This is a genomic window from Pantoea sp. sgz302252 (genome assembly GCF_047713085.1).
Taxonomy (GTDB): Bacteria; Pseudomonadota; Gammaproteobacteria; order Enterobacterales; family Enterobacteriaceae; genus Scandinavium.
In genome coordinates this window covers 1-15,206 of record NZ_JBLFJW010000056.1, presented here as the reverse complement: position 1 = coordinate 15,206, position 15,206 = coordinate 1, and the positions used below count along the sequence as shown (strand labels likewise).

The 15,206-nt window shown below is 51.2% G+C and carries 14 protein-coding genes and 3 pseudogenes; 14 read left to right on the top strand and 3 right to left on the bottom strand.

The annotated features are described in order from the left end of the window. The 7 genes and pseudogenes from ACLW56_RS24350 to ACLW56_RS24320 all read left to right on the top strand — a co-directional run. Positions 1–183: pseudogene (locus tag ACLW56_RS24350) on the top strand (hypothetical protein); the annotation flags it as partial. A 361-nt stretch (positions 184–544) separates the two neighbouring features. Continuing rightward, positions 545–754, top strand: a complete 210-nt coding sequence (locus tag ACLW56_RS24345; RefSeq protein ID WP_330986202.1) for a hypothetical protein — start codon at positions 545–547, stop codon at positions 752–754. Then, positions 751–1,113, top strand: a complete 363-nt coding sequence (locus ACLW56_RS24340; protein WP_330986201.1) for a hypothetical protein — start codon at positions 751–753, stop codon at positions 1,111–1,113. Before ACLW56_RS24345 ends, ACLW56_RS24340 begins: the two co-directional genes overlap by 4 nt. Positions 1,114–1,315: 202 nt before the next feature. Further along, positions 1,316–1,685, top strand: a pseudogene (locus ACLW56_RS24335) (RHS repeat-associated core domain-containing protein); the annotation flags it as partial. 340 nt (positions 1,686–2,025) lie between these two features. Further along, positions 2,026–2,298, top strand: coding sequence for a hypothetical protein (locus tag ACLW56_RS24330; protein ID WP_330986200.1), 273 nt, complete (start codon positions 2,026–2,028; stop codon positions 2,296–2,298). Between the two features lie 73 nt (positions 2,299–2,371). After that, positions 2,372–3,073: pseudogene (gene xerC / locus ACLW56_RS24325) on the top strand (site-specific tyrosine recombinase XerC); the annotation flags it as partial. A gap of 904 nt (positions 3,074–3,977) precedes the next feature. After that, a complete protein-coding gene (locus ACLW56_RS24320; RefSeq protein WP_330986199.1) occupies positions 3,978–4,331 on the top strand; it encodes a hypothetical protein in 354 nt (117 codons plus the stop codon). A gap of 671 nt (positions 4,332–5,002) precedes the next feature. Here the strand turns inward: ACLW56_RS24320 and ACLW56_RS24315 are convergent. Then, on the bottom strand, positions 5,003–5,236 hold the full coding sequence (locus ACLW56_RS24315) for a hypothetical protein (RefSeq protein WP_330986198.1): 234 nt from the start codon (positions 5,234–5,236) through the stop codon (positions 5,003–5,005). A gap of 242 nt (positions 5,237–5,478) precedes the next feature. Here ACLW56_RS24315 and ACLW56_RS24310 point away from each other — a divergent pair, with 242 nt between their 5' ends. From ACLW56_RS24310 to patD, 6 genes are all read left to right on the top strand, one after another. Beyond that, on the top strand, positions 5,479–6,894 hold the full coding sequence (locus tag ACLW56_RS24310; RefSeq protein WP_330986197.1) for a PLP-dependent aminotransferase family protein: 1,416 nt from the start codon (positions 5,479–5,481) through the stop codon (positions 6,892–6,894). A gap of 318 nt (positions 6,895–7,212) precedes the next feature. Next, positions 7,213–8,358, top strand: coding sequence for a putative ABC transporter substrate-binding protein YdcS (ydcS, locus tag ACLW56_RS24305; RefSeq protein ID WP_330986196.1), 1,146 nt, complete (start codon positions 7,213–7,215; stop codon positions 8,356–8,358). Positions 8,359–8,374: 16 nt separating this feature from the next. Beyond that, complete coding sequence (locus ACLW56_RS24300; protein ID WP_330986195.1) at positions 8,375–9,388, top strand: ABC transporter ATP-binding protein; 1,014 nt, start codon at positions 8,375–8,377, stop codon at positions 9,386–9,388. Position 9,389: 1 nt separating this feature from the next. Then, on the top strand, positions 9,390–10,331 hold the full coding sequence (locus ACLW56_RS24295; protein ID WP_415378133.1) for an ABC transporter permease: 942 nt from the start codon (positions 9,390–9,392) through the stop codon (positions 10,329–10,331). Further along, positions 10,321–11,127, top strand: a complete 807-nt coding sequence (locus ACLW56_RS24290) for an ABC transporter permease (RefSeq protein WP_330986194.1) — start codon at positions 10,321–10,323, stop codon at positions 11,125–11,127. Before ACLW56_RS24295 ends, ACLW56_RS24290 begins: the two co-directional genes overlap by 11 nt. 22 nt (positions 11,128–11,149) lie before the next feature. Next, positions 11,150–12,574 (top strand): aminobutyraldehyde dehydrogenase, encoded by a 1,425-nt coding sequence (gene patD / locus ACLW56_RS24285; RefSeq protein WP_330986193.1) that lies wholly within the window; start codon positions 11,150–11,152, stop codon positions 12,572–12,574. A 57-nt stretch (positions 12,575–12,631) separates the two neighbouring features. Here patD and ACLW56_RS24280 read toward each other — a convergent pair whose 3' ends face one another. Next, on the bottom strand, positions 12,632–13,600 hold the full coding sequence (locus tag ACLW56_RS24280) for a LysR family transcriptional regulator (protein WP_330986192.1): 969 nt from the start codon (positions 13,598–13,600) through the stop codon (positions 12,632–12,634). Between the two features lie 60 nt (positions 13,601–13,660). Here ACLW56_RS24280 and ACLW56_RS24275 point away from each other — a divergent pair, with 60 nt between their 5' ends. After that, a complete protein-coding gene (locus ACLW56_RS24275) occupies positions 13,661–14,626 on the top strand; it encodes an NmrA/HSCARG family protein (protein ID WP_330986191.1) in 966 nt (321 codons plus the stop codon). Positions 14,627–14,645: 19 nt separating this feature from the next. Here the strand turns inward: ACLW56_RS24275 and ACLW56_RS24270 are convergent. Next, a partial coding sequence (locus tag ACLW56_RS24270; protein ID WP_330986190.1) for an IS630 family transposase occupies positions 14,646–15,206 on the bottom strand: 561 nt, incomplete at its 5' end.

Genomic DNA, 15,206 nt, shown 5'->3' with positions numbered 1-15,206 from the left:
CGGGTTCAGCGTGGTCATGCAAAAGCAAACCCCGGTCTGGCAGGTGTGCCACCTGCGGGCCTCGCCAGCCCGCGCCCGGCCAACCCGTGCCGGAACCGCAGCAAGCAGCGGCCCCGGCACGGGTTACGTGAAGGGGTAATGATGGCGCTCACAGAAAAAGACAAGGACAAAACAAGACATTAACGGCGGCGGGCGTCGCCGTTATACTGGCCACCGGCGTAAAAGTGCGCGTCGGGCGTTGCGTGCTAACGTGTTGTTAAAGATGTAAAAAGCAGTGGCCGGAAAGGCAGTAACGGCGCGGGCGGTAGCGTGTTAAAAAGTACGATGCCGTCGGGATCGTTCCTATGACCCGATAGGGCTGGCGGGGGGAACTAACCCGTATTCATACGTACAGAATCCGCTGAAATATGTTGATCCGTTTGGGTTATGTAAAACAGATATTAATCCAAGATTAACCAAAAATAGTATACAGGACTATCTTCGTGATATTAAAAACAAGTCCAGGCAAGAAATTATTGATGACCTTAAGTCAATTGGATTAAAAGTGAAAGGCCAAAGCCCTGATGGTAGATTTGTGGAGTTTGTAGATAAAAATGGAAATGTGATGGCTAAAGTTCATCCAGCAGATAAAGTCACAAAATATGATCATTTACATATATATGATTCAAAAGGAAATCCGTTAGATGCAAATCTAAAAGCTGTCGATTTTCGTTCTCCTGATGCACATATAGAGATAAGGCAAATAACACCATGAATATCATATCTATGAAAGATACAAATAAATTATCATTTCCTGATTTTTCAGTTCTTGAAACTAAATGGGTTGATAAATCACATTGCATTATATCTTTGAATGGTGCTGTTTTAGAAAGTGGTGATCATGTGAAGCAGTTCGATAACTGTAGCCTACATATTGAATTTTGGGATGACTTAAACATCACCTGTTATGATCATGATTTGGCTAAGTGGGTTAAGCAATCGGATGAATTAAATGATATTTGTGAAATGACATTTAATAACGACTTAATAATTAGGGGGTTTGGTATGAAAACTGGATTATGGGTTGAGTATCTATTTAAGTCCCCAAAAAACATCTACTCTAAAGTCTCTTAATTAATAGAGGTAGAGTCTGAAATTATCATCACAATATAATGTAGCTGGCGTTTAAATAATTCACCCAGCTACTTTTACTTATTAATGACTGTTATACCCTTATCCCTTGCCGCGCTATAGAAGGGAAATTTGTTAAGGTGGTGAATGCGCACGGCATCACCTGGAAGTACGATGTCAACGGTCGTCTGGTGGAAAACTTGACGAAAACGCCATTCACTGGATATATGAGCCGGGCAATTTCACGCCGCTGGCGCGTTATGAAAAAGGGCAACTGCATTATGTGGTGACAGATACGGTCGGTCGTATCCGAAGAGGGCACCATTGTCTGGCAGGGGAAACAGCAGCTCTGGGGCCGTGAAGAAGGTATCAATAAGGACGATGTCCCCACATGCCGGTTACGTTTTCCGGGGCAATATGAGGATGCGGAATCGGGATTGCATTACAACCGGTTCAGGTACTATGATTGCGAGACGGGGCAGTACATCTCATCGGATCCCATAGGGCTGATGGGAGGGGTTAATCCTTACGGGTATGTTTCTAATCCTTTGGGATGGATCGATCCGCTAGGGTTGTGCAAAAAGGATATTGAAAATAAAGATCCTCTTCGTACTGTTACAAAACCTCCTCATATAGATCCAAAAAATATAGGAGGAAAAACTCCTGCTGAAATTGATAAAATAGCAAGGGAGTCGGGATTAATACCTAAAGGCCCAGACCCTATGAAGGGTAAAGGTGCATATTTAGATCCTGTAACATCGAAACAGAGGGTATTGATTCATCCCGATGGGCCTAATCCTCACAGCCACGTAAATAATCCACAGGGTGAGCGGCTTGATATTAATGGGAACGTAGTGCCACCTGAATCTCCAGATGCCCACCTTGGGCTTAATTTGCCGTAGAGGGTATATATAAATGCATGATTTTACGTTGCTAAACATTAACGTTGAGTGGGCTACTGGAATAGCCAAGATTGCGTTGCTAAATAATAAATCTTTAGAGGCTTCCATTCGTATTGATGGATTGATTTTGATAAAAATCCCAAGACTTAACGAATGGGGAGAAAGCATTAGTATTAATTCCGCTAAGTCGGGAATCTCCTCATGTGGCAATATGAGTTTAAATATAGAAATGCAATCAGGTGATATTATAGAAATAATTGCTGAAAAAATAGCATTGCCCGATTAGCTATACATCAAAAACCCGGAAAGGTCGTCAGATCTTTCCGGCCTTTTTATCATCTTCAACCCGCTAAACAACCAGCGCCTTCCGGAGCTTCTTCCGCTGGCTGCTGAAACGCCACATCATCCTCTACAATCCCGCCGATCTGCTGGCGCTGCCGAAGCCCGATCATCACCTTCCGGCGCAGGTGTTCAGCGAGGACGAGACACGGCAGGTGCTGGGCAGCAGCGACACCGGCACGCCGCTCGGGCTGCGCAACCGCGCCATCCTCGAACTGTTCTGGAGCACCGGCATCCGGCGGATGGAGCTGGCGAACCTGATGCTGGCGGACGTGGACTTCACGCGCGGCGTGGTGTACGTCCGGCAGGGAAAAGGGCATAAGGATCGGGTGGTACCGGTGGGTCAGGCGGCGCTGCAATGGCTGGAGCGCTATCTGTACGACGTTCGCGCGCAGCTGGCGTACCGGGCCGACAGCGGCCACCTGTTCCTCAGCCAGAAAGGGCACGGGCTGGCCCGCAGCACCTTAACCGCGATGGCGGGCGAACAGATCCGCGACAAGGCGCGGCTGAAGAAGGCCGGGGCGTGCCACATCTTCCGGCACAGCATGGCAACGCAGATGCTGGAGAACGGCGCGGACACGCGGCACATCCAGGCGATCCTCGGGCATGAGAAACTGGAGACCACGCAGGTGTACACGCGGGTGGCGATAGGCCATCTTCAGCAGGTGCATGCGCAGACGCATCCGGCGGAGCAGCGGCGCAGGGCAAAACGGAAGCGTTAGGCAGCGATCCGTGTGAGCCCGCGGAGTGCGGTGGACAGGGCAAAAGGCGCGCCTCCCTGCGCACCTCTTACCCGGACAGCAGCGGTGTGCGCGGGGGTTAATGCAGGAGATTATACGCCCCCGCGCCGGGTGGCCACGTCAGGCGAACCCGGCCCGCAGTGTGCGGCCCGGGTTCGCATAATCTGCATTATGTCGGGCGCCCCCGCGTGTGGCACTTCAGCCCGGCGCAGCGCACAGCTTCGCTCTGCTGTCGGTCGCGTCACGTCACTTAACCACCGCAGTCGCCGCCGCCAGCGGGCCTCGCCAGCCCGCGCCCGGCCAACCCGCACCGAAGCCGCTGCTTGCTGCGGCCCCGTCGCGGGTTACATGAAGGGGTAATGATGGCGCTCACAAAAAAAGACAAGGACAAAACAAGACATTAACGGCAGCGGCCGTCGCCGTTATACTGGCCTCCGGCGTCAAAGTGCGCGTCGGGCGTTGCGTGCTAATGTGTTGTTAAATATGTGAAATTGGCTCTTTAAAAAGCGAGGCAGAACGCGGGTCGTGGCGTGTTAAAAAGTACGATGGCGTCGGGATCGTTCCTATGATCCTAGTGGGCTGGCGGGTGGGGTTAATCCTTACGGGTATGTGGCGAATCCGCTGAGGTGGATAGATCCACTTGGGTTGTGCAAAGAGGATATTGATAATAGCGCACACAACGCGGCTAATTATCAGAAGCTCAAGGATTATTATACCCAATATGAAAAGTACGGTAGTGGTGGAGTAAGCGAATTAGAGAATGGTCGCTATCGCTTTTATGGTGAAATGACACCATCCAGAACCCCAGGCGAAATGACTGGCGCCCGATTGGTCAGAGAATGGGATCCTTCAACAGGTAATAAGCGAACATGGTATGAAACAATAGATGGTTCTGGAAATGTTAGAAGCGCCGCCCCTAAACCGCCTACTCACGAGAAAAACCACCATATCTTCGATGCTGATGGGAATTATCAAGGGAGACGATGAAATTGTGAACATAGAACCTCAACGCATTGATCTTATAAATAAAATATTAAATTTACTGTCCAGCACGGAAAAGAGAACTGATGTTTCTGAATGGGCTGTGAATATTTTTGAAGATGACTCTCTGAGAATAAAAGATTCAATAACACTGAAATATTTAAAACTATTAGGTGCCGTTGACTTACCCTCAACTGATCGAGATTATTTATATACAGATGACGATTTTCTTTATTGGATCTCTGAATTGAAAAACTAAAATAAAAGCCGGGTAAGAATTTATATCTTCCCGGCTCTTTTATTACCCTCAATCCGCTAAGCAACCAGCGCCTTCATCCCCATCGCCACCTGTTTAAACGGATAAAGTTCAACCTTCAGGCCTTAAACCCCGCCGCACTCATATGCTGAACTCCGAAGAGAAACCATAACAGTTGTAGGCTAAAGGCGGCGAGTCTTCGGTGATATACACAGTAACTTAGGTTTTAGCTATAACAGTTTGTCAGCAAGGGATAAATGTTATTATTGAAAATGACAATCAAAAAATGCGATTTTTTTACTAAAAATCCGAACGAGCCATTCTATTGAGTTTTGATGAGACATTCGCTATTCTTTATAGCACTTAACAACGGAGATAATATCCTCCATTATTAAGTCATTAGGTGGCATTCGCATGAGCGAAAATAAATTAAGTTGAGTCATCATTCTTTCATTGGGTAGTCCGTTGTTTGCACTCAATTGAATGCCATTTAATTCAAGGAAAGTTATTTTTCACATGGGCATCTTCCAATACTAAGTGCTGCTGCATTCAGTTTCGATAGGTTGGTTCCCTCGGTGCCCAGTTGAAAAATAACTGCCCTCAGTGTAACGAGGGGGTAGTTTCTGGTTTACTTCCCAGCCTGCGATGACGGGCACCCCTGAGTGGCTGGGAAGTCATTCAAGGCAAGCAACGGTCAGACTGGCTTTATGTGCAGGCAGTTCAGGGCAGAAGGCCGTTGCTTGTCTTCTCTCTTTTTTCTTATCTTTAAATCCTCCCCTGTTTTTCAGTAAATTATATAGAAGTGTAATCCCACTCATTCGTATAAAAATACCGCCAGAAGGCGGTGATACACTTATTTGCCAGGAATGGAAAAGAGGCGTATTTGTACGAATAAATAAATCCGCCATTGCAGTTGTTTATTTTTATTGTAAGGAGGAAAGGTGCGCTGTAATAATCAGGTAAAGCGCTTGTCTCTACCGACGAAGAACAACAATATCAGTGATGATGACAATTGAAATATATTATTATGCTGAGTGATGGCGAGAGTGTCAAAGTTCAGATGAAAGCTGATCTTTCTGGCTCTGATGTATAACAGTTGTGGTAGAGTGATTCTCATATGCATCTGTTATAACAAGCCCGGAAGGCCGTCATGAAAAAATACCAGCAACTGGCGCAGCAGATCACCGAACAGATAGCCCTTGGGGTCTGGCAGCCAGGCGACAGGCTCCCTTCGCTGCGTAAACAGGTGACGATCAGTGGCATGAGTTTTATGACGGTGGGCCATGCCTACCAGTTGCTGGAAAGCCAGGGGCGCATTATTGCTCGCCCGCAGTCTGGCTATTATGTTGCCCCGCGTCCGGTGAAAGCCCAGAAAGCCCTGCCGCCTGCGCAGGTCATGCGCGATGAAGCCGTGGATATCAACACCTATATCTTTGGTGTGTTGCAGGCCAGCCGCGATGCCGCCGTGTTGCCGTTCGCTTCGGCTTTCCCTGATCCCCGACTCTTTCCTTTACAGCAACTCAATCGCTCGCTGGCGCAGGTCAGTAAAACCGCGACGGCCATGAGCGTGATTGAAAACCTGCCGCCGGGGAACACCGAGCTACGGCATGCCATTGCCCGCCGCTACGCCTTGCAGGGCATGAATATCTCTCCCGACGAGATTGTGATTACGGCCGGAGCTCTTGAGGCATTAAATCTTAGTCTGCAAGCGGTAACCGAACCCGGCGACTGGGTGATTGTCGAAAATCCGTGCTTCTATGGAGCTCTGCAAGCGCTCGAAAGGCTGAAATTGAAAGCGTTGTCGGTGGCATCGGACGTAAAAGAAGGCATCGACATGGCGGCGCTGGAACAAGCGCTGAAAGAGTACCCGGTGAAAGCCTGCTGGTTGATGACCAACAGCCAGAATCCGTTAGGCTTTACCCTGAGTCCGGAGAAAAAAGCACAGCTCGTCGCGTTGCTCAGTGAGCATAACGTGGTGTTGATTGAAGATGACGTCTACAGCGAGTTATGGTTTGGCCGCGAAAAACCGCTGCCCGCCAAAGCCTGGGATCGCGACGATATGACGTTACACTGCAGTTCATTTTCGAAATGTCTGGTGCCGGGCTTTCGTATCGGTTGGGTGGCAGCAGGCAAACACGCGCAGCGAATTCAGCATCTACAGTTAATGAGCACGCTCTCAACCAGCTCGCCGATGCAAATGGCACTGGTCGATTATCTGGGCACTAAACGTTACGACGCGCACCTGCGCCGTTTGCGCCGTCAGCTCGCGGAACGCAAACATCAGGCCTGGCAGGCGTTGTTACGCCATTTGCCTGCCGAAGTGAAAATCCATCATAACGACAGCGGCTATTTTTTGTGGCTCGAATTGCCGCCGGGCGTGGATGCCGGAGAACTTGGCGCGCGCGCTTTGACACACAAAATCAGCATCGCGCCGGGGAAAATGTTTTCCACCGCAGACAGTTGGGCCTCGTTCTTTCGCTTTAACACTGCCTGGGGCTGGAGCGACAGAGAAGAGCAGGGCGTAAAAATCCTCGGTCAACTGATTACCGACATGATCAGAGAATAAACATTCTTATTTCCTGAATATCTTTTTCTCGAAATGAAAATAACCCGTCAATTATTTTGCTGATAATCGACGCATTATTTCGTTGGGGCTGTTCATAGGAAATATGCATATTTGCATATCCCGCCTGACACCTTGTCTATACTGCATTTAGTTCAGATAACTGACTGGATTTTCAGCGTAATGCGCCCTTTGTCACAACCTGGTGAAATTTCCGGGTTGGACCCTGTGCGCCAGCATTCCGCCGTCTACGGTTATTAAGGGGACATATTTTTACGGCACGGCTGCCGCCTGATTAATTCTGACAGGAGTAACAACACGATGAGCAAACAATTTGCCCGCAGCAGCCTGTGCGCGTTGGGTTTGACTATCATGACAGCACAAGCCGCCGAACCACCCACGTCGCTCGGTAAAGCCGAAGGGCGTCTGGATATTATTGCCTGGCCCGGTTATGTCGAGCGCGGCCAGACAGATAAAAACTATGACTGGGTGACTCAGTTTGAAAAAGACACCGGTTGTTCGGTCAACGTGAAAACAGCCGCAACGTCTGACGAAATGGTCAGCCTGATGGCGAAAGGCGGTTACGATCTGGTGACGGCTTCCGGCGATGCTTCTTTGCGTCTGATTATGGGCAAGCGCGTTCAGCCGATTAACACGGCGTTGATTCCCAACTGGAAAACCCTCGATCCTCGTCTGGAAAAAGGGGCGTGGTTTAACGTGGGCGGCAAAGTGTACGGCACGCCGTATCAGTGGGGGCCAAACCTGCTGATGTACAACACCAAAATCTTCCCGACACCCCCTGACAGTTGGAAAGTGGTGTTTGTCGAACAAAAATTACCGGACGGTCAATCCAATAAAGGCCGCGTACAGGCCTATGACGGGCCAATCTATATCGCTGATGCGGCGCTGTTCGTGAAAGCCACGCAGCCACAGTTAGGCATTAAAGATCCGTATCAGCTCACTGAAGAACAATATGCCGCTGTGCTGAAAGTGCTTCGCGATCAGCATCCGTTGATTCACCGTTACTGGCACGATGCCACCGTGCAAATGAGCGACTTCAAAAATGAAGGTGTGGCAGCCTCCAGCTCGTGGCCTTATCAGGCGAACGGTCTGAAAGCCGATAACCAGCCAGTGGCGACCGTCTTCCCGAAAGAAGGGGTCACCGGCTGGGCTGATACCACCATGCTGCATGCAGAAGCCAAACACCCGGTCTGCGCTTATAAATGGATGAACTGGTCGTTAACGCCAAAAGTCCAGGGCGACGTGTCTGCCTGGTTTGGCTCACTCCCTGTGGTGCCAGAAGGCTGTAAAGCCAGCACCTTGCTGGGTGACAAAGGCTGTGAAACCAACGGCTACAGCTTCTTCGACAAAATTGCCTTCTGGAAAACACCTATCGCTGAAGGCGGTAAGTACGTGCCTTACAGCCGCTGGACGCAAGATTACATCGCCATTATGGGTGGTCGTTAACGCCCGGGAGTGAAGCATGACGTACGCAGTAGAATTTCAGGACGTCTCGCGTCTGTATGGTGATGTTCGTGCCGTGGATGGTGTCAGTATCGCCATCCGCGACGGAGAGTTCTTTTCGATGCTGGGGCCTTCGGGCTCCGGCAAAACGACCTGCCTCAGGCTGATTGCTGGTTTCGAACAGCTTTCCGGCGGGGCCATCAAAATCTTCGGTAAAGAGGCCAGCGAGCTGCCACCCTGGCAGCGTGACGTCAATACCGTTTTCCAGGACTACGCGCTGTTTCCCCACATGTCGATTCTCGATAACGTCGCCTACGGGCTGATGGTGAAAGGCATTGGCAAAAAGGAACGCCACGCGATGGCTCAGGAAGCGTTAGAGAAAGTCGCGCTCGGTTTTGTGCAATCCCGTAAACCCTCCCAGCTTTCTGGTGGCCAGCGTCAGCGCGTGGCGATTGCTCGTGCGTTGGTGAATCAGCCGCGCGTATTGCTGCTGGATGAACCGCTTGGCGCGCTCGATCTCAAGCTGCGGGAACAGATGCAGTTTGAGTTGAAAAAGCTGCAACAGGAGCTGGGCATCACCTTTATTTTCGTCACCCACGATCAGGGTGAAGCGCTGTCGATGTCCGATCGCGTGGCGGTGTTTAACAACGGTCGCATCGAACAGGTTGATACTCCGCGCGAGCTTTATCTGCGCCCGAAAACACCTTTCGTGGCGGGCTTTGTCGGTACCTCTAACGTCTTTGATGTCAGCATGACTGAAAAGCTTTGCGGCATGACGGGCCAGTGGTCATTGCGTCCGGAACACATCCGGCTGGATACCGCAGGTGAGATACAGGTCAACGGCGTGGTGCAGGCGGTGCAATATCAGGGCGCAGCGACTCGCTATGAAATCCGGCTGGCAGGCGGGGAAAAGTTGCTGGTGAGCCAGGGGAACTTCAGCGGTGGCGCACAGCCGGATGGCCCAACGCCGGGGCAAACTGTGCTGGCTTCGTGGTCACGGGAGGCCATGGTGCCGCTGGACGGAGGGAGGTGAAATGACCATGAGTATCGCACCGCTTCCTTCCACTCCGCGCAGTAATCGGCTTTCCGGTCTGTTATGGCGCAAACCTTCGCTCGGGCTGTTTTTGTTACTGCTCGGGCCATTGATGTGGTTTGGCATCGTGTATCTCGGCTCCCTGCTGACATTGTTGTGGCAGGGGTTTTACACCTTCGATGATTTTACGATGTCCGTCACGCCGGATCTCACGCTGGCGAACCTGAAAGCGCTGTTTAACCCGGCAAACTACGACATTATCGTGCGCACGCTGGTGATGGCGATATCGGTGACACTCGCCAGCGCCATTCTGGCGTTCCCGATGGCGTGGTACATGGCGCGCTACACCAGCGGCAAATGGAAAGCGTTCTTTTATATCGCCGTAATGCTGCCGATGTGGGCGAGTTACATCGTCAAGGCGTATGCGTGGACGTTGCTGCTGGCGAAAGATGGCGTCGCGCAATGGTTTCTTGGGCACATGGGGCTGGAAGGGTTGCTGAACGAGTTTCTGCTGCTGCCTGCGGTGGGCGGGAATACGCTGTCGACATCCGGGCTCGGGCGTTTCCTGGTGTTCGTCTACATCTGGCTGCCGTTCATGATCCTGCCGGTTCAGGCCGCGCTGGAACGTTTGCCGCCGTCGCTTTTACAGGCCTCAGCGGATTTAGGCGCTTATCCTCGCCAGACGTTTCGCTACGTGGTGTTACCGCTGGCGATCCCGGGCATTGCAGCAGGGTCTATCTTCACGTTCTCGCTGACGTTAGGTGACTTTATTGTGCCGCAGCTTGTCGGGCCGCCAGGCTACTTCATTGGTCAGATGGTCTATTCCCAGCAAGGGGCGATTGGCAACATGCCGATGGCGGCTGCATTCACCCTTGTGCCCATCGTCCTGATTAGCCTTTATCTGGCGTTCGTGAAACGTCTGGGAGCATTCGATGCACTCTGAACGAGCACCGTGGTTCCTGAAACTGGCGGCCTGGGGCGGGGTTATCTTCCTGCATTTCCCGCTCGCCATCATCGCTATCTATGCCTTCAACACCGAAGACGCGGCGTTCAGTTTTCCCCCGAAAGGGCTGACGCTGCACTGGTTTAGCGTGGCCGCAGGGCGCAGTGACATTCTCGACGCAGTGACGTTGTCACTTCAGATTGCTGCACTGGCCACCGTGATTGCGCTGGTGCTTGGCACGCTTGCTGCAGCGGCCCTCTGGCGCAGCGAGTTTTTTGGCAAGAATGCCATCTCGCTGCTGTTGCTGTTGCCGATTGCCTTACCGGGGATCATCACGGGTCTGGCGCTGTTGACGGCCTTTAAAGCCATCAATCTGGAGCCAGGTTTTTTCACCATTGTGGTCGGGCATGCCACCTTCTGCGTGGTGGTGGTGTTTAACAACGTTATCGCTCGTTTCCGCCGGACATCGTGGAGTCTGGTGGAGGCATCGATGGATTTAGGCGCCAGCACCTGGCAAACCTTCCGTTATGTGGTGCTGCCGAACCTCGGTTCAGCGCTGCTGGCAGGGGGCATGCTGGCGTTCGCACTGTCGTTTGATGAAATCATCGTCACCACGTTTACCGCAGGCCATGAGCGCACCTTGCCGCTGTGGCTGCTCAACCAGTTAGGCAGACCGCGCGATGTGCCGGTGACTAACGTGGTGGCATTGCTGGTGATGCTGGTGACAACCCTTCCGATTCTGGGGGCCTGGTGGCTGACACGCGACGGCGAAACGGTCGCCGGAAGCGGTAAATAATTGCACAAGTAGGGAGCAGGATATGCAACACAACTTATTGATAAACGGCGAACTGGTCGCAGGCAAAGGCGAGAAACAGCCTGTCTATAATCCGGCCACTGGCGAAGTGATCCTTGAGATAGCCGAAGCGACCGCCGAACAGGTGGATGCTGCGGTACTGGCTGCCGATCGTGCTTTTGTGGAATGGGGACAAACCACGCCAAAAGCTCGCGCTGAGTGTTTGCTCAAACTGGCCGATGTGATTGACGAGCACGCGGAAACATTCGCCAAACTGGAATCGCTCAACTGCGGTAAACCGCTGCACTGTGTGATCAACGACGAACTGCCTGCTGTGGCTGACGTCTTCCGTTTCTTCGCGGGCGCGGCCCGTTGTCTGAACGGCCTGGCGGCAGGTGAATATCTGGAAGGGCACACCTCAATGATCCGCCGTGATCCGGTGGGCGTTGTCGCCTCCATCGCGCCGTGGAACTATCCGTTGATGATGGCCGCGTGGAAGCTGGCTCCGGCGCTGGCGGCAGGCAACTGCGTGGTCATCAAACCGTCTGAAATCACTCCGTTAACAGCGTTGAAACTGGCGGAACTGGCGAAAGACATCTTCCCGGCAGGCGTAATTAATGTGTTGTTTGGGCGCGGGAAAACCGTTGGCGACCCGCTGACCGGGCATGAAAAAGTGCGCATGGTCTCGCTGACAGGGTCGATTGCCACAGGCGAGCACATCATTTCGCACACCGCATCGTCTATCAAACGTACACACATGGAACTGGGCGGCAAAGCACCCGTTATCGTTTTCGACGATGCGGATTTGGACGCTGTTGTGGAAGGTGTGCGCACCTTCGGTTTCTATAACGCAGGGCAAGACTGCACCGCCGCCTGCCGAATCTACGCGCAGAAAGGCATTTACAACGCGCTGGTAGAAAAACTGGGCGCGGCCGTGGCAAGCCTGAAAATGGGCGCACCCGATGATGAAAGCACCGAACTCGGCCCTCTGAGCTCAGAAGCACATCTCGGCCGCGTCGCACAGGCAGTTGAAAAAGCCAAAAGCCTTGGCCACGTGCAAGTCGTCACCGGCGGCGCCAAAGCGGACGGCAAAGGTTATTTCTTCCAGCCAACCGTGCTGGCTGGCGCAAAACAAGAAGACGATATCGTGCAGCGCGAAGTGTTTGGCCCGGTCGTCAGCGTCACCGTGTTTGACGAAGAAGAGCAAGTTCTGGGCTGGGCAAACGACTCACAATACGGGCTGGCCTCGTCAGTGTGGACCAAAGACGTCGGGCGCGCGCACCGCATGAGCGCACGCTTGCAGTATGGCTGCACCTGGGTGAACACCCATTTCATGCTGGTCAGCGAAATGCCGCACGGCGGACAAAAACTCTCAGGCTACGGCAAAGATATGTCGGTGTATGGCCTGGAAGATTACACCGTGGTTCGGCATGTGATGATAAAGCACTGATTTTAATCAGTTTCAGACTTATCGAACCATGCCAGTAACAGCAATGCTAAACCGCCGTCAGGCGGTTTTTTGCTTTGCCTGCTTAAGCCCCTCACTACTATACATGTTAATAATCTCTTCTCTCACCCAATGATGTCCAGGGTGGCTGTGGCTGCGTTCATGCCAAATGATACAAACATCAAATTTTTCTGCGAGCCAAGGGAGATTTATGATGGTGAGTTCACTCTGAATGACTTGCGATAAACGTCGGGGAATAAGCGAGACCATATCGCTTTTCAACACGATTTCAGGAATAAACAAAAATGAAGCAGCCGACATCACAACATTGCGTTTAAATCCAAATGTGGCAAGTGCCTCATCAATGGGTGTCGTAAAACTCCCCCCGGAAGGAGAAACGATAACGTGCTCCAGCTTTACAAATTCCTCCATAGAGAGTTTTGCATTAAGCGCAGGATGTCCGGCCCGCCCGATCAAAACGTAGTCTTCATCAAACAAGTGGTGGGTGCGCAGCTGTGTGTGGAAGGCGTCATGTGATGCAAAGACGAAGTCTGCGTCACCGCTGGCCAACTGCTGGTCTAACTGTGTCATATCAAGATGACGTACCGCAATGCGCACTCCCGGCGCTTTTTTCCGTAGCATAAGCACCAGCGGTATGACTGTCGTGGCCTGAATATAATCAGTACAGGCAATGGTTAAGGTCAATTTAGCCCGGTCAGGGTGAAAATCGTTATGCGAATTGAGAGTAAGCCGCAGTTTATCCAGTGCTTCGCGTAGCGGAACTAACAGCTCAAGAGCCTTCTCTGTTGGCGTCATTCCACGCCTTGCTGGAATGAGTAACGGGTCATCAAACATTTCCCGGAGGCGACTGAGCTGTGCACTGACAGCAGGCTGGCTAAGGTGCAATCGTGCGGCTGCCTTTGTCACATTTTTTTCTGCAAGCAAAGCTTCAAGTGTCAGTAACAGATTTAAATCAATTCGTCTGGTATCCATTTGATGGATTCCTAAATATAAATCAATCAATTTCACTTATCTCTTATCACTCCTGATAATTCAAGCTCAGCGTTCAAATAAATCAGGAATAAACGTATGCAAGTGAATACCAAACCCCTCATCACTGTGGTCGGCGCGCTCAGCAAGCAAGGGAGAAGTGTCGTTCGATCTTTGCTGGAAAGTAAGCTTTATCGCGTTCGTGGCTTAACCCGTCGCATCGACTCGCCTGAAGCACAAGAACTGAAAGGTCTCGGGGCGGAACTTGTTCAGGTTTCCCTTGAACCTGGTCATAAATTGAAATTTATTGAGGCTTTTCAGGGAGCTGATGGGGTCTTTATGATAACACCAGGCATGCCACCAGATGCGCCATTCGCCTCAACGAATGAGCGTGCATTGGGAAAGGAAATTGCAGATGCAGCGGTAGAGGCGGGAGTACAACATTTGATTTTCAGCAGTCTTGAGAATGTTGATGAAATGACTGACGGGAAGAAATGGGTCCCCCATTTTACGGATAAAGCCAGGATTGAGGAGTACATTCGTACTTTGCCAATCAAGAGTTCATTTATTTACATGGCATTCTTTTACACAAATCTACTGGAGTATTATCCACCCTATCAAGAAGGCGATTCGTTAGTATTCCCTATTTATTTGCCCGCAGATTTCCGGGCGGCATTTGTTGATCCGTTGACTGCAACAGGGCCAGCAGTGTTGGAAGTTTTTCAGCATCCGGAAAAATATGCGGGTTGTTCACTCCCTGTCATTGGTGAAATTATTTCTCCCCAGGAGATGGTTGAAACCTTCTCTCGTGTGACGGGAATAAAAGCAAAATATAGTCCAGCCATCACGCGTAAAGACTTATTGCACCATTTTCCGTCCTACGCAGGTATGGAAGGGTTGACTGAAGAAATTGTGCAAATGGCAGAATATACAATTGAATACGGCTATTATCGTAAAGAGCGCGATCTGATGTGGAGCAGGAACATTAACCCACAAACGTTGACCTGGGAGCAATTTCTTCGTACCTCCGGTTGGCAAGGGCAATCTCAATCTTTCAATTGCTAAATAGCTGCGCCTAATACCGCTACACTTTTGCCTGACCATGTTTTCCTCCGGGGAATGGGCTGACTGTTTCCATAAAATGGTGAACCTTTCTCAGCAGTTGCCACATTGTCCGGCACTGATGATTCCGGGTTATCGTGTCGTGCAGCGCCTGCCAGAGCCGCTCAACATGATTCACCCATGGCAAGTAAACCGGCTGATAAATCACCCTGAACTTCGGGTTGGCTTTCAGCCAGCGCAACGTTTCACGGCTTTTATGGATGATGTCGTTATCCACGATGAGGGTGATTGTTTTCGCCCGCCGGTATGTCGCTTTCAGATGCGTTAACAGACTAATAAATAATGATGAACTTTTGCTGCTGCCACCTACGTAGCTCACTTTTCCCGTACCACTGTGCAGCGCTCCGGCCAGATAATATTTTTCATTCTGCCCTGGAGTCACCACGCGTTTTTGATGCCCGCGCAGCTGCCAGTCTGCACCGATTTTCGGATTGAGGTGGATATCCACTTCATCCTCATAAAAGACCGGGTGCTCTGCGCTGCATTCGTCCAGCGCTTTGTGGATTGCGGCCATCTTTTCATC